This is a genomic window from Streptomyces kunmingensis (genome assembly GCF_039533535.1).
Taxonomy (GTDB): Bacteria; Actinomycetota; Actinomycetes; order Streptomycetales; family Streptomycetaceae; genus Streptomyces; species Streptomyces kunmingensis.
In genome coordinates this window covers 267,503-286,942 of sequence record NZ_BAAATS010000030.1, presented here as the reverse complement: position 1 = coordinate 286,942, position 19,440 = coordinate 267,503, and the positions used below count along the sequence as shown (strand labels likewise).

Here is a 19,440-nt window from a genome sequence, read left to right as displayed (position 1 = left end):
CGTTGTCCGGACTGCGGACAACTTCCGGCGAAATTCGAGAGCGGGGCTGCGGTTCCCGTACGTAGAGGACGATTGGGACGGCAAAGGTCCACATCGCAAGGCACCTTGCATATCAAGGTCAACTCGCCCGCGCACAACACAGAACACGGCCACCTTCACCAAGAGCCGAAGATGCGCGGGTAGTTGAGAAAGTCATCGGCTGCGGATTCCGCAGGGAAACGGCCGTTGACGTTCCGGATGCCGGCGGGGTTCGATGACGCGCCAGGAGCGGATGTACCACCCCTCACCGAGCCCTTCGGAGGCGATAGCGCTCCCGCCCGGACCACGGACCACCTGCCGCACGAGTCGATCGGAACCGCTCCATGACCGACACGCTTCGCCCCGCCACCGCCGTCCCCCCGGTGCCGGAGCCCACGCCGGAGACGGCCGCTCCCCAGCAGCTCAAGCGTTCCATCGGCGTCGTCGGCGGCACCCTGCTCACGCTGTCGTGCGTGACGCCCGCGTCCACGCTCTTCGTCGTCGTGCCCGACCTGTTCGGTGGCCTCGGCACGGCGACGGCGCTCACCATCGCGATCGGCTCGCTGCTCTGTATCGGCGTGGCGTTCTGCTACTCGGAGCTGGGCACGCTCATCCCCAGCGCGGGCGGCGAGTACGCCATGGTCTCGACGCTGGCGGGACGCCTCGCCGGCTGGCTGGTGTTCGTCCTGTCGCTCCTCGTCGTGGTGATCGTGCCGCCGGTGATCGCGATGGGCACGGCCGACTACCTCGCGCCGCTCGTGCACCTGGACCCGTCGGTCGCGGGCGCCGGGGTCATGCTGCTCGCCACCCTCGCCGGCCTGCTGGACCTGCGCGCCAACGCGTGGATCACCGGCGTCTTCCTCGTCCTGGAGGTCATCGCGGCGGCCGTCGTCGCGGTCCTCGGCTTCGCGCACGCGGAACGCGGCGCGGGCGCACTGGTCTCGATGCAGGTGGCGGGCGGCAGCGGCTCGTCGGCCCACCCGGACACGGTGACGGCGATGCTGGTGGTGTCCGGCCTCGCGATCGCCCTCTTCGTGACCCAGGGCTTCTCGACGGCCGTCTACCTCTCCGAGGAGCTGGAGAACCCCCGTACGTCCGTCTCCCGCACGGTCCTCGCCACGCTCGCCATCTCCACGGTGATCATCCTCGTCCCGGTCGTGGCGATCACGATGGGCGCCCCGGACCTCGCGGCGCTCACCTCCGGTGACATCGGCGGCATGGTCGAGGCATGGTCGAACTCGGCCGTCGGCACGTTCGTCTCGCTCTGCGTCGCGCTCGCGATCATCAACGCGGGCATCGTCATGGTCATCCAGAACTCCCGCGTCCTGTTCGCCTCGGCCCGCGACAAGGCGTGGCCCGGCCCGGTCAACCGGGGCCTGTCGCGGCTCGGCCGGTTCGGCTCCCCGTGGGTCGCCACCCTCGTCGTGGGTGTGCCCGGCGCGGCCCTCTGCTTCGTCGACCTCGACACCCTGTACGGCGTGACGGGCGTCTCCGTCACCGGCATGTACATCCTCGTGGCGGTCGCCGCGCTCCTCGCCCGCCGCGGCGCGCACCGCGACCGCTCGGCCTGGCGGATGCCGCTGTGGCCCGCGGTCCCGGTGCTGCTGATCGCGGTGCTCGCGTACGTACTGAGTCAGCAGGAGGCGTCGTACCTGCTGTGGACGGGCGGGATCACGGCGGCGGCGACGCTGTACTGGGCGCTGTACCTGCGCCCGCGCCCCACCACTCGCTGGCTGATCTCGATCCCGGAGGACGCAGAGGCCTGATCGCGGGCCTTCAGAACTCGGAGTCGCCACCCGCGAAGCGAGCGGGAGAAACGAGAGCGATGCGGATGAGGCCCGGCTCCGGCGGGGGAGCGTCGTAGACATAAGTGACGGTGAGGGCGGGGCGGGACGCGGCGCCCTCAAGGCGCGTCGTGTAGAGCTTCAGCTCTCCCATCGCGCTGTGGACCTGTCGCCCCAGCGTCGGGCTCTTCTCAAGCTCGGCGCGCAGATTCTCGACGACTTCCGCAGCTCCCTGGCCGATGGCCGCGCAGCGGATGCGGGCTTCGCTTGTGATGTCGGCGACGACAAGCGGTGCTTCGTCGTTCACGAAGACGCACCCCGGGCCGCGCGGATCTCGGCTGCGGCTGCGGCTACGGCGGCGTCGAAGCCGGGGTCCTGTCGGGCAGCGATCCGGCCCCGGAACTCCTCCACCAGGCGCACGATGCCGGCGAGGTCCGCGGGATCGGCGTGATTGATCTCCCGTGCCAGTTCGGCTTCGAAGTCGTCGGCGTCGCCGGGGAAGCCGTAGCCCATGGTGAGAGCCGCCCTCAGCTCGCCGATCGTACGCATCGGAGGCAGGGCGGGCGGTTCGGAGTCAACGGGGTGAGTGGTCATCTCGGTCGGTTCCCCTTTCACGGCGCTCGTTTCAAGGTACCTGGGACGGCATGCGGTACTGCTCGACTTGGACAACATCATCGCTCGCCCGACCCGGTCGCGATCGCGGCCCAGGCGGCGAGCCCGCCCCGTCCAGTACGCCGCCACCCCCACCTTTCCGCCAGGGCCTCTACGATCATGAGCCCTCGCCCCGATTCCTCGTCCTGGCCCGCCACGCCGGGCGGGGCCGGTAGTGGCGCGGGGGCCTTGGGACCGTCGCCGTCATCGATCACGCAGACCGTCACGGAAGCGGGCCTTCGGGCGAGCGAGACCGTGATGACGCCGAGGCCGCCGTAGGACACGGCGTTGCCGACCAGCTCACCGGTGACGGTATCCAGATCGTTCGCGGTTTCTGCCGGGAGTTTCCATGCGCCGGTGACACCCCGCACGAAGCGGCGCGCGGCACCGGCCGAAGCGGCGGTGGATCCCGGGAACGTGGCCAGGTCCAGCCCCTCGCTCGCGGCCAGGGCACGCACCATCCCGCTGATGGCGACGACCGGCTCGTCGGCGCCCGCAGTGCCGGGATCAGGTGGAGTGCCGAGGCGGGCGCCGCGGCACTCGGCGATCAGCAGCACGTCACCCAGGGCTGCCATCAGGTCCCGCACGACCGAGCCCTGCTCTTGAACGAGGCTGTCGCTCGCCCGGCCCAGCAGCCGTCCCGCCAGCGCGAGCTGCACCTCCTCCAGTCCGAAGTGGCCAAGCGCGCCGGCGTCTCGGTAGGCACCGTGAACCGCTACGAGACCTGGCAGGACCGCGCCAAGCTCAGGTTGCCCACCGTCAGAGCCCTCGCCGATACCTGCGGCGCTACCCCGGACGAACGGGACACGTTGATCCAGCTCGTCCGCAATCAGGAGAACGGGTGGTGGATAGACCATCCCGCCGTGCCCGAAGTCATGGACCCGCTCGTATCGTTCGAGGACGTCGCCACGTACGAGCATGTCTTCGCCAATACCCTGGTCCCGGGCCTGCTGCAAACTCCCGGTTACGCCCTCGCTCTGCATGCGGCGCAGGATGTCCGTAGCGGGTCGGATGTGATCAGGAGCAAGGTGGATGCCCGCATCAGGCGGCAGGCCATCCTGGAGAGATCTCCGGCTCTGCATCTATGAGTTGTTCTCGACGAGGCCGTGCTGCGCAGGCCGGTGGGCGGCGCATCTGTGATGGTTGAGCAGATCGACCATCTGCGTGCCGTGGCGCAACGGCCCAATGTCGATGTCCAGGTACTCCGATTCGGTGCAGGTGCTCACGCAGCGGGGTCCGGAGGCCACTTCCTGCTCCTCGGCCGTGAGGACGACGGAGACCCGCTCAGCAGTATGAACGTGGTGTACCTCGAACTGCACAAGCGCGGGCTCTACTTGGACGCCCCCTCCGAGGTGCAGAACTACAAGCTCATGTTTGACTACCTCAGATCTCAGGCTGCCGATACCTCGGCCAGTCTTGACCTATTGACCGCAGCACGACGGGAGTTCGTCGAATGAACGAGATATCGGCCTTGAACCAGCCGATGGCGAGCGGCTGGTTCAAGAGCAGCTACAGCGCCGCTGACAACGAGTGCGTCGAGGTTGCGGTCCTGGGGCCTGGGGTTGGCGTACGCGACTCGAAAGACTCCGATACGGGTGTTCTCGTGGTGAGCGCCAGGTGCTTTTCCGCGTTCATCAACGGGCTCACCGCACAAGCCGCGTGAATCGGCGGCGCTGAGGCCCGCGAAAGGCAGGCTGCCTTTCAGAAAAGCGCTGCCGTCTCCACCGGAAGCCCCGTGGCCAACGACTGGTTGCCCGCTACCCCAACGGCCAGCGCCAGCGCACCGTCCCGGGCCGTCGCCCCCTTCCCCGCCGCCGGCACGGCTCCCTCGTCGGACCCGTCACCCACCGCCCCGAACAGTTCCTTCAGCATGCGCAGGTCGCCCCCGCCGTGGGACCCGGCGGCGGACTCGTACGAGATCTCGCGCGGCGCCTCCCACAGCGGGCGCAGCAGGATCGACGTACGGCCGGGGCGGTCCATGACGACCCCGCCGTGTGCGCCCTGTGCGCCGGAGGCGACGCGCGGGGGCTGCCAGGTGTTCTCCTCGACCTCCAGCTCCAGGCGGCCCGCCGTGCCGTTGAACATGACGCGGTAGCCCTCCCAGGGCGAGTACGCCGTGAGGTGGTACGACATCGTCGCGCCGGAGTCGTAGCGGACCAGCAGGGCGAGATCGTCCTCCACGTCGATGTCGTCGCCGAAGACGTTCCGGTCGCGGATGTACGGGTCGCCGGCCGCCTCCGCGTCGAGGTAGAGGGACGTGAGGTTCGGGTCGTCGGCGAGCCGGATCGCGTACGGGTCCGTGGCCGCCTCGGGGGAGTTGTGGGCGCGGACGTAGTCGCGGCGCAGGCCGGTGCGTTCGCCGTTGTCGCGGCCGTAGAAGACGAGGCCGCCCTCCGCGTGGACCCGGGTGGGGGCGGCGCCGAGCCACCAGTTGACGAGGTCGAAGTGGTGGCCCGACTTGTGGACGAGCAGGCCGCCGCTGTGCCGCTTCTCGCGGTGCCAGCGGCGGAAGTAGTCGGCGCCGTGCCGCACGTCGAGCAGCCACTCGAAGTGCACGGAACGGATCTTGCCGATCGCGCCGTCGTGCAGCAGCTGCCAGATCTTCTCGTGGGCCGGGTTGTAGCGGTAGTTGAAGCCGACGGAGAGCTCGCCGCCGGTGCGCTCGACGGTGTCGAGGATCGAGCGGCACTTCTCGGCGTCCGTGGTGAGCGGCTTCTCCGTCACCACACGGCAGCCCGCCTCCAACGCCGTGTTGATGTACGTGTGATGGGTCGCGTCGACCGTCGTGACCACGACCTCGTCGATGCGGTGGCGGCGCAGCGCCTGCGCGAAGTCGTCGGGCGCGCAGGCCGTCGCCTGCGGTTTGCCGAGGGTGGTCAGGAGCCGGTTGTGGTGGGCGATGCGGCTGGGGCTCGGGTCCGCGAGGAGGGCGATGTCGTAGTGGGCGCGGGCGCCGAGGGCCTTGGTGTACATCTGGGCGCGGTGGCCGGTACCGATGATCGCGGCGCGCTTCTGGGGGGTGGCGGGGGAGCTCACGGTCGGGGTTCCTTTCGTGGGGCGGGGCCGGTCCTTGGGGCGGAGCCGGTTCGTGGGGTGGGGCCGGTTCATGGGGCTGGACCGGTTCGTGGGGCGGGGCCGGTGGAGCGGCGGACGATCAACTCGCTGGGCAGGACGGTTTCGCGGGGTGGGCTCTCGGGTTGGTCCAGACGGTGCAGCAGCAGGTCGACGGCCTGCCGGCCGAGAGCGTCGAGGGGGATGCGGACCGAGGTGAGGGCGGGGCTGGCGGTGGTGGCGAGCAGGGTGTCGTCGGCGCCGACCACGCTGACGTCGTCGGGGACGCGGACGCCGCGTTCGGCGAGGCGGGCCAGGATGCCGAGGGCCATCAGGTCGTTGTGCGCGACGATCGCGGTGGCCCCCGCGGCGAGGGCGAGGTCGGCGACCTGGGCGCCGGTATGGAACTTGGGCTCGTGCGGGCCGAACTCGGTGACGGCGACGCCCAGTTGCTGGGCCGCCCGGCGGACCGCCTGGCCGCGTTTCTCGCTCGACCAGGAGTTGCGGGCGCCCAGGATCAGGGCGAGGTGGGCGTGGCCGAGTGCGTGCAGATGGGCGACCGCCTGGCGCAGGCCGTCCTCGCTGGGGGCGACGACGGACGGTACGCCGGACACGCTCCGGTTCACGACGACGCTCGGCACCTGCCGGACGATCTCGCCCAGCCGGTCGCCGTCCATCCTCGGGGCGACCACGAGCAGGCCGTCGACCTGGCGGGCCAGGGTGAGCGCCAACTCGTACTCGTCGTCGGGGTGTTCGTCGGTGTCGGCGAGGAACACCGCGTAGTCCTTGCGGCGGGCGCGGGCCTGGACCGCCTTCGCGATCACGGCGAAGAAGGGGTTGGCGATGTCGGGCACGATGAGGCCGAGCGTGCCGGTTCGCCCGAGGGCGAGGGAGCGGGCGATGCGGCTGGGGCGGTAGCCGAGGCGTTCGGCGGCGGCGAGGACGCGGGCCCTCGTCTCCGGGCGCACCTGGTGCGGGGTGGCGAAGCAGCGGCTCACGGTGGAGGGGGACACGCCTGCCTGCGCGGCCACGCCCTCAGCGCCGGTGGCTCCGCCGTTCACCGGGATGCCGCCGCGCCTGTGGCTCCGCCTGTCACCGGGATGCCTCCGCGCCGTTGCGGGCCTTGGTCCGATCGACCGGTGCCGCGCCGTCGTGGCTGGTCGCGCAGTTCCCCGCGCCCCTAGAAGATCCGGCGTCGCCGGGGTGGGTATTTTCAGCCCCTCCGGCGATTGAGGAGCGGGGGCCGGGGCGGAGCCCCGGGGGGTGCGGGGAGCGCCGGTCCACTGCTACCGCGGCCAGGGCCAGGACCCCCGCCACCAGCGGCGCCAGCAGAACCAGCTGCCATACACACACCGCCGATACGAGAACCGCGCCCGCCAGCATCACCGTCCCCACCGGATCACGACCGGCCCGGTGCCAACCCCCCGTGAGGGACCACCGGGCCGCCACCCGAATCTGCACCACGACAACCACCCCCGCCACCCCGGCGACAACGACCACCAGCCCCCCGAACAACGGCACATCCCCCGCAACCGCGGCCAACCGCAGATCGGCCCCGAGAAACCCCAGCACCAGCAGCCCCACCACCCCCACCCGCGAACCCCCACGCAACGCCGCCCGCCAGGCCACCCAGAACCGCCGCCCCGTCCCCGCCGACGGCCCGTCCGGCACGCACCGCCGAACCTCCGCACAGCCCGCCGCCATCGCCGCAGGCCACGTCACGACGAGCAGCGAACCGGCCGCGACGAGCAGCCCGATCCACAGCACCTCGGCGAAGAGCGTGAACCGTTCCCCGTACGGGGTGTCGCGCCGACGGGACCGCACGACAGAAGAGTCCGCGCTCATCCCTTCACCCCCGACGTCGCCGCCCCCTCGATCAGCAGCCGCTGGAACGCCACGAAGAAGATGATCACCGGCAGGAGCGAGAGCACCGACATGCCGAGCATCGCCCCGTAGTCCTGGCTGCTGGTCGAGTCGACGAACAGCCGCAGGGCCAGCGGCAGCGGGTACTTCTCAGGCGACTGGAGATAGATGAGCGGCGCGAAGAAGTCGTTCCAGGACCAGATGAACGTGAAGATGGCCGTGGTGATCAGCGCGGGCCGCAGCAGCGGCAGCACGATGTGCCCGAAGATCCGGAAGTGCCCGCAGCCGTCGATCAGGGCCGCCTCGTCCAGGCTGCGCGGCAGATTGCGTACGAACTGCACCATCAGGAACACGAAGAACGCGTCCGTGGCCAGGAACTTGCCGAGCAGCAGGGGCACATACGTGTCGACGAGCCCGGCCTGCTGGAACATCGTGTACTGCGGGATGAGCAGCAGGTGTGTCGGCAGCAGGATCGTGCCGATCATCACGGCGAACATCGGCCCGCGCCCCCGGAACCGCAGCCGCGCGAAGGCGTACGCGGCGATGGAGCAGGACAGGACGTTGCCGAGCACCGAACCGAGCGCCAGGACGAGGGAGTTGCCGAAGAAGCGCCAGGCGGGCACCTCGGCGATCCCGTCCAGGGCGGTGGTGAACCCGCTCCAGGTCACCTCGCTCGGCAGCAGGCTGAAGCTGGAGAGGATCTCGTCGGGCGGCTTCACGGCGGCGGTGAACACCCACACCACCGGATAGAGCAGGACGAGGAGCAGGGCCACCGCCCCGGCATGCCAGGCCAGGGAACGGGACCGGGCGCGGGGAGCCGTGGTCGGCGCCGGTGTCGGGGGAGTCACAGGTGTCACAGGTGTCACGGGTGTCGTCGTCACGTCACTTCTCCTCGCCCGCGTAGTGGACCCAGCGGCCCGACGTCTTGAACAGCACGGCGGTGACGATGCCGACGACCAGGAGAAGCACCCAGGTCAGGGCGGCCGCGTAGCCCATCCGGAAGTCGTTGAAGCCGAGTTCGTAGAGGTACATGGAGTAGACGTGGGTGGAGCCCGCCGGGCCGCCCGTGCCGTTGGAGAGCACGAACGCCGAGTTGAACATCTGGAAGGCGTGCACCATCTCCAGGACCAGATTGAAGAAGATCACCGGCGACAGCATGGGGACGGTCACCGAGAGGAACCGGCGCCAGGGGCCCGCCCCGTCGATCTCCGCCGCCTCGTACAGATCGCGCGGGATCTGCTGCAACGCCGCCAGGAAGATCACCATCGGGGCGCCGAACTGCCAGATGGAGAGCGCGACCAGCGACATCAGCGACCAGTCGGGGTTGGAGATCCAGCCGCCCGTGTGCACCCCGAACGCGCCGAGGAAGCGGTCGACGACGCTGCCGGTGGAGAACAGCAGCCGCCACACGATGGCCGCGCCGACGCTCGCGCCGATCAGGGACGGCATGTAGAAGGCGGCGCGGTAGAAGTTGCGGCCCTTGCGCCGCGTGTGCAGGAGCAGGGCCACGCCGAGCGCGGCGATCAGCTTGAGCGGCGTCGCGACGACCACGTAGAGCAGCGTCACCCCTACGGTGTCGCGTACTTCGGGGTCGTCGAAGAGGATGCGCTTGTAGTTGGCGAGGCCGATCCAGCGGGGCGCGTCGAACAGGTTGTAGTCCGTGAACGACATGTAGAGCGAGAACAGCATCGGCGCGAGCGTCAGCACGGCGGCGCCGAGCATCCAGGGCGTGAGGAAGACGTACGCGGCGCGGTCGTTCGTGCGCCGGCGCTTGGGGGCGGGCGCGGTCGAGGGGGCGCCGCCGCGGCGTGCGCGGGGGATCGCGGCGTCGGTCGTCGTCGTAGAGGCCATGCGGACTCCGTACGTTGAGGGGGGACGGGGCGGCCTGGGCCCTCGCCTGTCAGGCCAGGACGACCTTCGACTGGTCGAAGAAGAGCTCCACGGCGTGGTCCACGGAGATCCGGCCGTAGAAGAGCTTCTCGGCCACACGCTGCAGATAGACGTTGAGCGAGGCGCCGCCGTCGGCCGGTGGGGGCGGGGTCGGCGAGAGCCGGGCCGCGACCTGCTTCTCGTACGTCTGGACCTGGCGCACCGCGGGATCGGTGACCGCGGCGGCGCCCTCCTGGCTGGTCGTGGGCGGCATACCGATGTTGGTGCCGAGGATCTTCGCCACCTGCCGGTCGTTGATCATGAAGTTGATGAACTGCGCGGCCTCACTGAGGTACGGGCTCTTCGCGGCGGCGCTCATCAGCATGCCGGGTTTGGCGTAGATCCCGGAGCGGCTGGTGTCGGTGGGGACGAGGCCGAGGGAGAGCTTGCTGCCGCGCATCTCGCTGCGGCCGCCGACCTGGTTGTCCCACTCCAGGTAGGAGGCGACCCGGCCGGTGGTGATGGGGTAGCCGGGCAGCGACTCCAGGACCACGTCCGGGCCCGCGAGCGCGCCCTCCGCGCGCCAGCCGTCGACCTGCGTGAAGTAGCGGCGCATGTCGTCGTGGCCGAAGCCGAGTCCGCCCTTCTCGGTCCACATCTGCAGGCCCTGCTGGCGCATCCACGTCTCGACGCCCATGTAGTTCTGGCCGGGGTTGTCCATGCCGAACTGCTTGCGTTTGCTGTGGCGGGTGACCTTGAGGGACTGCTCCATGAACGTGTCCCAGCCCATCGGCGCGGTCGGCGGCCGGGCCCCGGCGGCGGCCCACGCCTTCGCGTCGTACATCAGCGAGACGCTGTTGTGGGACAGCGGCAGCCCGACGCGGCGGTCCCCGATCAGGCCGGCCGTGCGCAGCGAGGGGACGAGGGTGGCGGCGTCGATCTCCTTGCCGGGGCCGGTGTGGGCGGCGAGGTCGGCGAGGACGCCGTGTTCGCCGAGGGTACGGATCCAGGCGTAGTCGATGTGCATCACGTCGGGCGGATTGCCGCCGGCCGCGGCGGTGCTCAGCTTCGGCCAGAACGAGTCGAACGCGGCGAAGCTCGTCTTGACCTTGATCTTCGGATGCTCGCGCTCGAAGGCGGTGATGCACTGGTTGATGAGATCGGCCCGGCCGCTGTCGCCCCAGAAGAAATAGCGCAGGGTGACGGTGCCGCCCGCGCCGACGGACCGGGACGGCTCGCCGCAGGCGGTGAGCGCGGCGCCGAGGCCGGTGGCCAGCAGGGCGGACAGGGTGGTGCGGCGGGTCAGCGGGCGGCGGGAGGGGGCGGCACTGCCCATAGGGGGCCTCCACGAGCGGCTCGACGGCGGTGTCGAGGTCGGACCTTTGCATGCGCTCGCAGGTGCGTCAACGGTTCTCACAAGGCAGAAAGCGCTTCAACTGTCTTTGCTGCACACCCTCTTGACGATTGCTGCGAGCGCTTGCAGGATCGATGCGGAAAGCGCTTGCCGTGCGCGACGGGCCTCGTGGGCGCCCAGGACGGCGTCGTACCACGCCTGCGGTACAAGGCGGCCGGACTGTACTACCGGGGGAGGTCAGCGGGTTCCGACCGGGGGGTGCGGTGACTGTCGGTGGTGGCGCCTACCGTTGACGCATGGATCTACGAATGGGCGCATGGCGCGAGCGGGTACGTGGGAAGCCGCGGCGGTGGATCGCCGTCGCGGCGGCCCTTGTGGTGCTCGCGGGAGCGGGGACCTGGTCCGTCGCCGCGGCCGCGTCCTCCGGGGGCGGAGCCGCGGAGCACCGGCAGGACCGGACGCTGCCGATGGGCGGCGGCGTCCACATCAGGACGTCGTACTTCACCGCGGGTGACGCCCACGAGAAGCGGCCCGCGGTCCTGCTCGCGCACGGCTTCGGCGGCAGCAAGGCCGATGTGCGCGGCGAGGCGGAGAAGCTCGCCAAGAACGGGTACGCGGTCCTGACGTGGTCCGCGCGCGGCTTCGGCGGGTCCACGGGCAAGATCGGGCTCAACGACCGCCGCGGCGAGGTCGCCGACGTGTCGCGGCTCATCGACTGGCTGGCGAAGCGGCCCGAGGTGCGGCTCGACAAGGCGGGCGACCCGCGCGTGGGCGTCACCGGAGCCTCGTACGGAGGCGCGGTCTCGCTGCTGTCCGCCGCCTACGACAAGCGGGTCGACGCGATCGCCCCGCAGATCACGTACTGGAACCTGGCGGACGCGCTGTTCCCGGACGACGTCTTCAAGAAGCTGTGGACCGGCATCTTCTTCACCACCGGCTCCGCGGACATCGGCGCGCGCACCAGCGAGGCCGGGCTGCACTGCGGCCGCTTCGAGGCCGAGCTGTGCGACATGTACCAGCGGGTCGCCGTGTCCGGGAAGCCGGACGCGCAGGCCCGCAAGCTCCTCGAGGAGCGCAGCCCGTCCGCCGTCGGCGACCGCATCAAGGTGCCCACCCTCATCTCGCAGGGGCAGACCGACTCCCTGTTCCCGCTGAGCCAGTCCGACGCGATGGCGAAGCAGATCAAGGCCAACGGCGCGCCTGTCGACGTCGACTGGATCGCCGGCGGCCACGACGGCGGGGACATGGAGACGGACCGCACCGCGGGCCGCGTGACCTCCTGGTTCGACCGGTATCTGAAGGACGAGGATGTCGACACGGGGCCCGCGTTCCGCGTGACCCGCACAGGCGGCGTCGACTCCACGGACGGCGCGGCGACGGTGCGCGGCGCGAGCGGCGACCGGTATCCCGGACTGCGCGGCGAGCAGCAGGTCTCCGTGCCGCTGAAGTCCGCCACCGAGACGTTCCAGAACCCGCCGGGCGGCGCCCCGCCGTCGATCTCCTCGGTCCCCGGCCTCGGCGGCGCCTCCCAGCTGTCGTCGTCCCTCGGCGCCGGGCTCGCGCTCGACTTCCCCGGCCAGTTCGCCCGGTTCGACTCGGCGCCGCTGAAGAAGTCCGTGCGGATCACCGGCTCCCCGACGGCCACGGCCCACGTGAAGTCCTCCACCGGCACCGCCGTCCTCTTCGCCAAGGTGTACGACGCCGGCCCCGGCGGCGCGCGCCAGGTGCTCCCCTCTCAACTGGTCACGCCGGTACGGGTGACCGGGGCGGGCGGCGACGGCAAGGACGTCACGTTCACGCTGCCCGCCATCGACCACCAGGTGCAGAAGGGCCACACCCTGCGGCTCGTCCTGTCGGCGACGGACCTCGGTTACGCGTCCCCGGCGCAGTCCGCGACGTACCAGGTGTCGGTCACCGGGGGCTTGAGCCTGCCGACCGCGCCCGGCGTGGAGACCGCGGCGGCGGGGCTGCCCGCCTGGGTGTGGTGGCTGCCCGTCGGCGCGGTCGTCGTCGCGGCGGCGCTGCTGCTGACGGCCCGCAGGCGCACCACGGCGCCCGCGCCCGACCCCGAGCTGGCCGAAGTGCCGCTCCAGATCACCGGCCTGAGCAAGCGGTACGCGAAGTCGACGGACCGGTACGCGGTCCGCGACCTGTCCTTCCGCGTCGAGAAGGGCCAGGTCCTCGGCCTCCTCGGGCCGAACGGGGCGGGCAAGACGACGACCCTGCGCATGCTCATGGGCCTCATCGGGCCCGACGAGGGCGAGATCCGCGTCTTCGGCCGGGCGATCCGGCCCGGCGCACCCGTCCTCTCCCGCGTCGGCGCCTTCGTCGAGGGCGCCGGCTTCCTGCCGCACCTGTCGGGCCGGGAGAACCTCGAGCTGTACTGGCGGGCGACCGGCCGCCCGCCCGGCGACGCGCACCTGGACGAGGCGCTGGAGATCGCCGGGCTCGGTGACGCGCTGGCCCGCGCGGTGCGCACGTACTCGCAGGGCATGCGGCAGCGGCTCGCCATCGCGCAGGCCATGCTCGGCCTGCCGGACCTGCTGATCCTGGACGAGCCGACGAACGGACTCGACCCGCCGCAGATCCGTGAGATGCGCGAGGTGATGATCCGGTACGCGCGCGGTGGCCGCACCGTCATCGTCTCCAGCCACCTGCTGGCCGAGGTCGAGCAGTCCTGCACGCACCTCGTCGTCATGGACCGCGGGCGTCTCGTGCGGGCGGGCCGGGTCGCGGACATCGTCGGCTCCGGCGACACCGTGCTCGTCGGACTGGCGGGTGACGTGTCGGAGCCGCTGCTGGAGAAGGTGGCGGCGCTGGAGGGCGTCGAGTCGGCGGTCCGCGCCGACGACGGCCTGCTGATCCGACTGGCCCCTGCCCGCGTGGGGGCCGACCCCGCCGCCCGTCTGCTGACCGACCTGGTCCGGCTCGACGTACCGGTGAAGTCGCTCGGCCCGCACCGACGCCTTGAGGACGCGTTCCTGACGCTGATCGGAGGTTCCGCATGAGCGGCACCGGGACGACCACGCCCATCCCGCCCGTCGCGGGCCGCGCCGACGGATACCGGCCCGGGCGGACGCTGCCCCTGCGGGTGGAGCTCGCCCGGCAGGTGAAGCGGCGGCGCACCCTCGTCATGGGGGCCGTGCTCGCGCTGCTGCCTTTCGTGCTCGTCGCCGCGTTCGCGATCGGCGGCCAGCCGGAGGGGCGCAACGGCCGGGTGACGCTGATGGACACGGCGACCGCGTCGGGCGCGAACTTCGCGGCGACGTGCCTGTTCGTCTCCGCCGGATTCCTGCTCGTCATCCCGGTCGCACTGTTCTGCGGGGACACGGTCGCCTCCGAGGCGAACTGGTCGAGCCTGCGCTATCTGCTCGCCGCACCCGTACCGCGCGCCCGCCTGCTGTGGTCGAAGCTGACCGTCGCGCTCGGGATGAGCCTCGCCGCGATGGTGCTGCTGCCGGTCGTGGCGCTCGGCGTGGGCGCGGTCGCGTACGGCTGGGGACCGCTGGAGATCCCGACGGGCGGGTCCCTGCCGGCCGGCGCGGCGGCGCAGCGGCTGCTCGTCGTCATCGCCTACATCTTCGTGTCCCAACTGGTCACGGCGGCGCTGGCGTTCTGGCTGTCGACGAAGACCGACAACCCGCTGGGCGCGGTCGGCGGCGCGGTCTTCCTGACCATCGTCGGCAACGTCCTGGACGCGGTCACCGCGCTGGGCGACTGGCGCGACTTCCTGCCCGCGCACTGGCAGTTCGCCTGGGCCGACCTGATCCAGGCGCAGCCGGAGTGGAGCGGCATGATCCAGGGGGCGGCGGTGTCGGTGGCGTACGCGGTGGTGCTGTTCGCGCTGGCGTTCCGCGGGTTCGCGCGGAAGGACGTGGTGTCGTAGGCCGAAGGGTCTGCGGATCGGCAGGGTCTCAGGATCGGTGGGGTCTGCGGATCGGCAGGGCCTCAGGATCGGTAGGGTCTCCGGACGATCACCTACCGGTCACAACAGCCGCCTCCCGTAACCCCTTTGAGGCCAAGGCGCAATCGCTCGGGACGAACACTCCGCCCGCCTCCCGCGTCAGAGTCTCAGGACACCGACGCGGGGGATACGGGAGGGGCGATGGCGATCATGCGGGACGGTTCGGCCGGTTCGGCCGGTTCGTTCGGTTCGTTCGGTACGGCTGGTGCGGGGCGTACGCGGAGCCGGCTCGGAGTACGCCGCCGCGGCGGGGCGCTGCTCGCCGCCGCGCTGGCCGCCGGGCTGCTGCTCACGGGGTGCGGCGCGGACGGCACGTCCTCAGACTCGGGCTCGGCGAAGAAGGGCCCGGCGCACGATGCCCGTAAGGGCGGTCCCACAGGCGGGTCAGCTGACGAATCCGCGAACGGGCCCGCCGCGTCCGTCGCACCGGACGGCGACCAGGACGGGAAGAGGGAGCGGGACGGCGGCGCCGACTACCGCTCCACGTTCGCCCTCGACGTCGACACCGCCTCCTACGGCTACGCCCGCAGCACCCTTGCGGAGGGGCGGCTGCCGGATCCGGGGACGGTGCGGCCGGAGGAGTTCGTCAACAGCTTCCGGCAGGGCTACGAGCGCCCCGAGGGCAACGGGTTCTCGGTGACCGTGGACGGCGCCCGCACCGGAGACGACGGGTGGCGCCTGATGCGGGTGGGCCTCGCGACGGCCCAGGCCCCCTCGAACGGCGAACGCCCGCCCGCGGCGCTCACGTTCGTCATCGACATCTCCGGTTCGATGGGCGAGCCGGGCCGCCTCGACCTGGTCAAGACAGGCCTCGCCGACCTCACCGGGCAGCTGCGCGCCGACGACTCGATCGCCCTGGTCACCTTCAGCGACGAGGCGAGGACGGTGCTGCCGATGACGCGGCTCGGCACGTCCGGGGGCGCAGCCCGCGACCGGGTCCAGGACGCGATCGACACCCTCGAACCCACCGACTCCACCAACCTCGACGCGGGCGTCCGCACCGGTTACGCCACGGCGGTCAAGGGGGTGCGGGCCGGGGCCACCAACCGTGTCGTCCTGATGTCCGACGCCCTCGCCAACACCGGCGAGACCGCGGCCGACGCGATCCTCGAACGCGTCGCGGACGCCCGCCGCGCCCACGGCATCACCCTCTTCGGAGTGGGCGTCGGCAGCGACTACGGCGACGCGCTCATGGAACGCCTCGCGGACAAGGGCGACGGCCACACCACGTACGTGTCCTCGCGCGCCGACGCCAAAAAGGTATTTGTCCAACAACTGCCCGCCAACGTGGAGTTGCGGGCCCGGGACGCGAAGGCGCAGGTCGCCTTCGACAAGCGGGCCGTCTCCGACTTCCGCCTCCTCGGCTACGACAACCGCCGCGTCGCCGACGACGACTTCCGGGACGACCGTGTCGACGGCGGCGAGATCGGCCCCGGCCACACGGTGACCGCCCTCTACGCGGTCAAGCTCCGCGAGGGGGCCGAGGGTCGGGTGGCGAAGGCGACGGTGCGCTGGCTCGACCCGGAGAGCCGGGCCCCGCGCGAGACCTCCGGCACGGTCTCGGCGTCCGCCCTGACCCGCCCGCTCTGGTCGGACGCCACGGCGCCCCGGCTGCGGCTGTCGGCGGTCGCCGCGTACTTCGCCCACCGCTTGGGCGGCGCCTCGGACAAGCCCTATCCGTCCGAGCCGGGCCTGAACGAACTGGCCTCACGGGCCGAGGGCCTGACGGCGACGACGGAGGACAACGACGTACGGGCCCTGGCGGACGCGGTGCGTGACGCGGCCGAACTGAGGCGGACCGAGTAGGGGCCTCCCGATTACGCGGAGGGCGCGAGGCTGCCGCCACCGACGGCGAGGGCGAACGCGGCCCAGGCGGACCGGGTCACCGTCGCGTGGGGCAGCCCGGGGTCCTTGGAGTCGCGGACGGCGACGAGATGGGGGGTGGGGAGGGCGACCTCGACGCAATTGTTCGCGGACGCTTCCGAGTAGGTCGACCTGACCCACTTCAACTCGGCCATACCGGTTCCTCTTAGAGATCCTTGGCGATGCCGAGGATGACGTCCCTCGACTGCTGCGGATTCAACGCTACTTGTTCGATTGCGTCCAGGCGCCGCCTGAAATTGGCCAGCTGAGTCGGGGAGTCGAAGAAGACGGCGCCGATCGGGGAGTCGACCTGGACGGTGTCCACAAGGGGGCTCTCGGCGGCCGCGTACAACACTGAGTCGCCGGCCATCGGGAACTCTCCCGCGCTGAACGGGATCACGAGCAGCGTCACGTTCTCCCGCTCGCTCTCCTCCAGCAGGCGGGCGAGCTGGGCCCGCGCCACGTCCCGTCCGCCGACGTGGATGCGCAGCGCGGCCTCGTGAACCAGTCCCTGGTACCGCACCGGGGGCGTCTTGGTGAGCACGCGGTGCCGTGCTTGCCGCTGCGCGATGCGCAGTTCTACCTCCAGGCGCGGCAGCGCCGGGATGAACAGGTCGAACAGGGCACGGGCGTGCTCCTCGGTCTGGAACATGCCGGGCAGGTACGCCGTCTGCAGAGTGCGCAGTCCGACGGCGTGATGCTCCAGCTCGGCCAGGTCGAGAAAGTCCTGCGGAACCTTGCCCCGGTACTCGTCCCACCAGCCGCGCGTCCGGCCGCCGGTCATGGCGGCCAGCGCGTCGATCAGCTCGGCGTCGTCACACTCGTAGATGCTCGCGAGACGTCGCAACCGCTCCTCGCTGATGCCGAAACGACCCGACTCGATGTTGGAGATCATCGTCCGGTCCGAGCCGAGGCGCTCCGCGGCGACGGGCGCGGTCAGCCCGGCGGCGTCGCGCATCCGGCGCAGCTCGGTCCCGAAGCGGCGCTGACGAACGGTGGGCGTGATGCGTGGTGCCATGGGTCAACTCCTTGTCCGCGCGCACAGTTTGCCGACCATCGGAGTCCCGGTCCACCGAATGCGAATAAGAGACTCGTTTTAGTGAATCGGGTACTACGTGTTTTAGAGGTGGGTCTATGGTGTGTGACGCAGGCCACTCGTCGGCCCACTCACCACGAGGTGAACGATGGACACCCCCCACGCGCTCCACGACACCACCCCCACCCGAATCGGCTGGGACGCCTCCACGCTCGACCCGCACCGACCGGTCGCCCAGGCCCGGCGCCGCGCCAGGACGTGGGTCCAAGAACACTGGCGGCTACCGGAGTTGGCGGACTCGGTCGAACTCGCGGTGGCGGAACTGTGCACCAACGCGATCCGGCACGGTGACGGCCTCGCGGGCCTGGAGCTGATCCTGGGGGCGCCGCGCGTGTACGCCCCGCCGTCGCTGCGGGTCCTGGTGACGGACCACGCCCCGGCACGCAGACCGCAACTGCCCACCTGCGGCGTCGACTTGCTGAGCGAAGGGGGCCGCGGCCTGCACCTCGTGGCGACGCTGGCGCGCCGCTGGGGCTGGCACAGAACCGGCTTCGACGAGAAGCAGGTGTGGTGCACGTTCGAGCTACAGGGCGAAGGGTCCGGTCCCGGATGAGGCCGGCCCCCCGCCCTTCAGGGGCGCGGGGAACTGCGCGACCAGCCACAAACACACGTGCACCCGCACCCGACGCACGGCCCCTACGGCGCATAGGCCCGGGGCCGCCGGGACACCGGGCACCCCGTAACAGCCCCAGGGCCCCGCGTCAGCGGATCTGCCGCCCAGAGATCGCCCGCGCGATGACAAGCCGCTGGATCTCGCTGGTCCCCTCGAAGATCGTGTAGATCTTGGCGTCGCGGTACATCCGCTCCACCGGGTGTTCCCGGCTGTACCCGGCGCCGCCGAGGACCTGGATCGCCTTCTCGCTGGCGGCGACGGCGAGTTCACCGGCCCGCAGCTTCGACATCGAGCCCTGCCCGGCGTCGAAGACCTTGTCGTTGCGGGCCATCCAGGACGCCTGCCAGATCAGCAGCCGGCACGCCTCGATCTCCGTACGCAGATCCGCGAGGGCGAAAGCGATGGCCTGGTTCTCGATGATCGGGCGGCCGAACGCCTCCCGGTCGCCCGCGTACTCCAGCGCGTACTCGTAGGCGGCGCGCGCGATCCCGAGCGCCTGCGCGCCCACGGTCGGCCGGCTCACCTCGAACGTGGACATCGCGGCCTGCCCCTTGGCGCGGGTTCCTTCGCGGGCCCGCGCGAGCCGCCTGTCCAACTTCTCCTTGCCGCCGAGCAGGCAGTGCCCGGGTACGCGGACGTCATCGAGGAACACGTCCGCCGTGTGCGACGCCCGCAGCCCCAACTTCCGTATCTTCTTGGCCCCTTCGAGGCCCGCCGTGCCCGGCGGCACGATGAACGCCGCCTGCCCGCGCGAACCCAGCTCGGGGTCGACGGACGCCACCACCACATGCACGTTCGCGATGCCGCCGTTGGTGATCCAGGCCTTCTGGCCGCTGATCACCCACTCGTCCTTCGCCTCGTCGTAGCGGGCCCGCGTCCGCATCGCCGCCACGTCCGAACCGGCCTGCGGCTCCGAGACGCAGAACGCCGCGACCTTCGGGTCCGTCTCGTCGCCGAAGCACTGCGGCACCCACTCGGCCAGTTGGTCGGGCGTACCGGACGAGAAGATCCCGGCGACCGCGAGCGACGTACCGAACAGCGCCATGCCGATGCCGGCGTCACCCCAGAACAGCTCCTCGTTGGCGATCTGCAACGAGGTCCCGCTGGGGTCGCCGAAGAGTTCGGCCAGGGACTCGAACCCGTAGAGCCCGATCTTCGCGGCCTCCCGGATCACCGGCCAGGGAGTCTCCTCGCGCTCGTCCCACTCGGCGGCCGCCGGACGCACCACGTCGACCGCGAACCCGTGCACCCAGTCGCGCAGATCGCGCTGCTCCTGGTCCAGTTCGAGAGAGAAAGCCATGATGTCGCCGTCCC

The 19,440-nt window shown here is 71.0% G+C and carries 18 protein-coding genes and 1 pseudogene; 7 read left to right on the top strand and 12 right to left on the bottom strand.

Annotated features, from left to right (window positions below; all coding sequences use genetic code 11):
- Positions 1–362: 362 nt before the first annotated feature.
- The gene (locus tag ABD366_RS34655) at positions 363–1,784 is read left to right on the top strand and encodes an APC family permease (RefSeq protein ID WP_324776093.1); all 1,422 of its coding nucleotides are present in this window, start codon (positions 363–365) and stop codon (positions 1,782–1,784) included.
- 10 nt (positions 1,785–1,794) lie between these two features.
- Here ABD366_RS34655 and ABD366_RS34650 read toward each other — a convergent pair whose 3' ends face one another.
- The 3 genes from ABD366_RS34650 to ABD366_RS34640 all read right to left on the bottom strand — a co-directional run bounded on the left by ABD366_RS34650 (position 1,795) and on the right by ABD366_RS34640 (position 3,112).
- Complete coding sequence (locus ABD366_RS34650; RefSeq protein WP_324776091.1) at positions 1,795–2,109, bottom strand: hypothetical protein; 315 nt, start codon at positions 2,107–2,109, stop codon at positions 1,795–1,797.
- The gene (locus tag ABD366_RS34645; protein WP_324776089.1) at positions 2,106–2,396 is read right to left on the bottom strand and encodes a hypothetical protein; all 291 of its coding nucleotides are present in this window, start codon (positions 2,394–2,396) and stop codon (positions 2,106–2,108) included. The genes ABD366_RS34650 and ABD366_RS34645 overlap by 4 nt, the downstream gene beginning before the upstream one ends.
- Positions 2,397–2,473: 77 nt before the next feature.
- Positions 2,474–3,112, bottom strand: coding sequence for an ATP-binding protein (locus ABD366_RS34640; RefSeq protein WP_324776087.1), 639 nt, complete (start codon positions 3,110–3,112; stop codon positions 2,474–2,476).
- Positions 3,113–3,127: 15 nt separating this feature from the next.
- Here ABD366_RS34640 and ABD366_RS34635 point away from each other — a divergent pair.
- Both ABD366_RS34635 and ABD366_RS34630 read left to right on the top strand, forming a co-directional pair.
- A pseudogene (locus tag ABD366_RS34635) lies at positions 3,128–3,910 on the top strand (helix-turn-helix domain-containing protein).
- On the top strand, positions 3,907–4,116 hold the full coding sequence (locus ABD366_RS34630; RefSeq protein WP_324776085.1) for a DUF397 domain-containing protein: 210 nt from the start codon (positions 3,907–3,909) through the stop codon (positions 4,114–4,116). Before ABD366_RS34635 ends, ABD366_RS34630 begins: the two are co-directional and overlap by 4 nt.
- 38 nt (positions 4,117–4,154) lie before the next feature.
- Here ABD366_RS34630 and ABD366_RS34625 read toward each other — a convergent pair whose 3' ends face one another.
- The 6 genes from ABD366_RS34625 to ABD366_RS34600 form a co-directional block, all read right to left on the bottom strand.
- Positions 4,155–5,489, bottom strand: coding sequence for a Gfo/Idh/MocA family protein (locus ABD366_RS34625; protein ID WP_411293886.1), 1,335 nt, complete (start codon positions 5,487–5,489; stop codon positions 4,155–4,157).
- A gap of 68 nt (positions 5,490–5,557) precedes the next feature.
- Complete coding sequence (locus ABD366_RS34620) at positions 5,558–6,535, bottom strand: LacI family DNA-binding transcriptional regulator (protein WP_324776083.1); 978 nt, start codon at positions 6,533–6,535, stop codon at positions 5,558–5,560.
- 61 nt (positions 6,536–6,596) lie between these two features.
- Positions 6,597–7,349 (bottom strand): hypothetical protein, encoded by a 753-nt coding sequence (locus ABD366_RS34615; RefSeq protein WP_344443087.1) that lies wholly within the window; start codon positions 7,347–7,349, stop codon positions 6,597–6,599.
- The gene (locus ABD366_RS34610; protein WP_411293885.1) at positions 7,346–8,248 is read right to left on the bottom strand and encodes a carbohydrate ABC transporter permease; all 903 of its coding nucleotides are present in this window, start codon (positions 8,246–8,248) and stop codon (positions 7,346–7,348) included. Before ABD366_RS34610 ends, ABD366_RS34615 begins: the two co-directional genes overlap by 4 nt.
- A gap of 1 nt (position 8,249) precedes the next feature.
- Entirely contained in the window at positions 8,250–9,218 is a 969-nt protein-coding gene (locus ABD366_RS34605; RefSeq protein ID WP_324776079.1) for a carbohydrate ABC transporter permease, read from the bottom strand.
- Between the two features lie 49 nt (positions 9,219–9,267).
- Positions 9,268–10,572 (bottom strand): ABC transporter substrate-binding protein, encoded by a 1,305-nt coding sequence (locus tag ABD366_RS34600; protein WP_324776077.1) that lies wholly within the window; start codon positions 10,570–10,572, stop codon positions 9,268–9,270.
- 314 nt (positions 10,573–10,886) lie between these two features.
- Between ABD366_RS34600 and ABD366_RS34595 the strand changes: the two genes are divergently transcribed.
- The 3 genes from ABD366_RS34595 (at position 10,887) to ABD366_RS34585 (ending at position 16,360) form a co-directional block, all read left to right on the top strand.
- Positions 10,887–13,598 (top strand): alpha/beta fold hydrolase, encoded by a 2,712-nt coding sequence (locus ABD366_RS34595; RefSeq protein WP_324776075.1) that lies wholly within the window; start codon positions 10,887–10,889, stop codon positions 13,596–13,598.
- The gene (locus ABD366_RS34590) at positions 13,595–14,476 is read left to right on the top strand and encodes an ABC transporter permease (RefSeq protein WP_324776073.1); all 882 of its coding nucleotides are present in this window, start codon (positions 13,595–13,597) and stop codon (positions 14,474–14,476) included. Before ABD366_RS34595 ends, ABD366_RS34590 begins: the two co-directional genes overlap by 4 nt.
- Positions 14,477–14,695: 219 nt before the next feature.
- On the top strand, positions 14,696–16,360 hold the full coding sequence (locus ABD366_RS34585; RefSeq protein WP_411293884.1) for a vWA domain-containing protein: 1,665 nt from the start codon (positions 14,696–14,698) through the stop codon (positions 16,358–16,360).
- Positions 16,361–16,371: 11 nt separating this feature from the next.
- Here the strand turns inward: ABD366_RS34585 and ABD366_RS34580 are convergent, their stop codons facing one another.
- Complete coding sequence (locus ABD366_RS34580; protein ID WP_324776071.1) at positions 16,372–16,572, bottom strand: DUF397 domain-containing protein; 201 nt, start codon at positions 16,570–16,572, stop codon at positions 16,372–16,374.
- 11 nt (positions 16,573–16,583) lie between these two features.
- Positions 16,584–17,435 (bottom strand): helix-turn-helix domain-containing protein, encoded by an 852-nt coding sequence (locus tag ABD366_RS34575; protein WP_324776069.1) that lies wholly within the window; start codon positions 17,433–17,435, stop codon positions 16,584–16,586.
- Between the two features lie 166 nt (positions 17,436–17,601).
- On the opposite strand from ABD366_RS34575, the gene ABD366_RS34570 reads away from it, so the two are divergent.
- Positions 17,602–18,066: an ATP-binding protein gene (locus ABD366_RS34570; RefSeq protein WP_324776067.1), complete on the top strand. Its 465-nt coding sequence runs from the start codon at positions 17,602–17,604 to the stop codon at positions 18,064–18,066.
- Positions 18,067–18,214: 148 nt separating this feature from the next.
- Here ABD366_RS34570 and ABD366_RS34565 read toward each other — a convergent pair whose 3' ends face one another.
- Positions 18,215–19,429, bottom strand: coding sequence for an acyl-CoA dehydrogenase family protein (locus ABD366_RS34565; RefSeq protein WP_324776104.1), 1,215 nt, complete (start codon positions 19,427–19,429; stop codon positions 18,215–18,217).
- Between the last annotated feature and the right edge of the window lie 11 nt (positions 19,430–19,440).

What these genes read in the sequence shown, in the direction of transcription:
- ABD366_RS34645 (WP_324776089.1), bottom strand. Translation starts at nt 2,396, where the DNA reads ATGACCACTCACCCCGTTGACTCCGAACCGCCCGCCCTGCCTCCGATG.
- ABD366_RS34590 (WP_324776073.1), top strand. Translation starts at nt 13,595, where the DNA reads ATGAGCGGCACCGGGACGACCACGCCCATCCCGCCCGTCGCGGGCCGC.
- ABD366_RS34585 (WP_411293884.1), top strand. Translation starts at nt 14,696, where the DNA reads ATGGCGATCATGCGGGACGGTTCGGCCGGTTCGGCCGGTTCGTTCGGT.
- ABD366_RS34615 (WP_344443087.1), bottom strand. Translation starts at nt 7,349, where the DNA reads ATGAGCGCGGACTCTTCTGTCGTGCGGTCCCGTCGGCGCGACACCCCG.
- ABD366_RS34595 (WP_324776075.1), top strand. Translation starts at nt 10,887, where the DNA reads ATGGATCTACGAATGGGCGCATGGCGCGAGCGGGTACGTGGGAAGCCG.
- ABD366_RS34570 (WP_324776067.1), top strand. Translation starts at nt 17,602, where the DNA reads ATGGACACCCCCCACGCGCTCCACGACACCACCCCCACCCGAATCGGC.
- ABD366_RS34655 (WP_324776093.1), top strand. Translation starts at nt 363, where the DNA reads ATGACCGACACGCTTCGCCCCGCCACCGCCGTCCCCCCGGTGCCGGAG.
- ABD366_RS34605 (WP_324776079.1), bottom strand. Translation starts at nt 9,218, where the DNA reads ATGGCCTCTACGACGACGACCGACGCCGCGATCCCCCGCGCACGCCGC.
- ABD366_RS34600 (WP_324776077.1), bottom strand. Translation starts at nt 10,572, where the DNA reads ATGGGCAGTGCCGCCCCCTCCCGCCGCCCGCTGACCCGCCGCACCACC.
- ABD366_RS34630 (WP_324776085.1), top strand. Translation starts at nt 3,907, where the DNA reads ATGAACGAGATATCGGCCTTGAACCAGCCGATGGCGAGCGGCTGGTTC.
- ABD366_RS34580 (WP_324776071.1), bottom strand. Translation starts at nt 16,572, where the DNA reads ATGGCCGAGTTGAAGTGGGTCAGGTCGACCTACTCGGAAGCGTCCGCG.
- ABD366_RS34575 (WP_324776069.1), bottom strand. Translation starts at nt 17,435, where the DNA reads ATGGCACCACGCATCACGCCCACCGTTCGTCAGCGCCGCTTCGGGACC.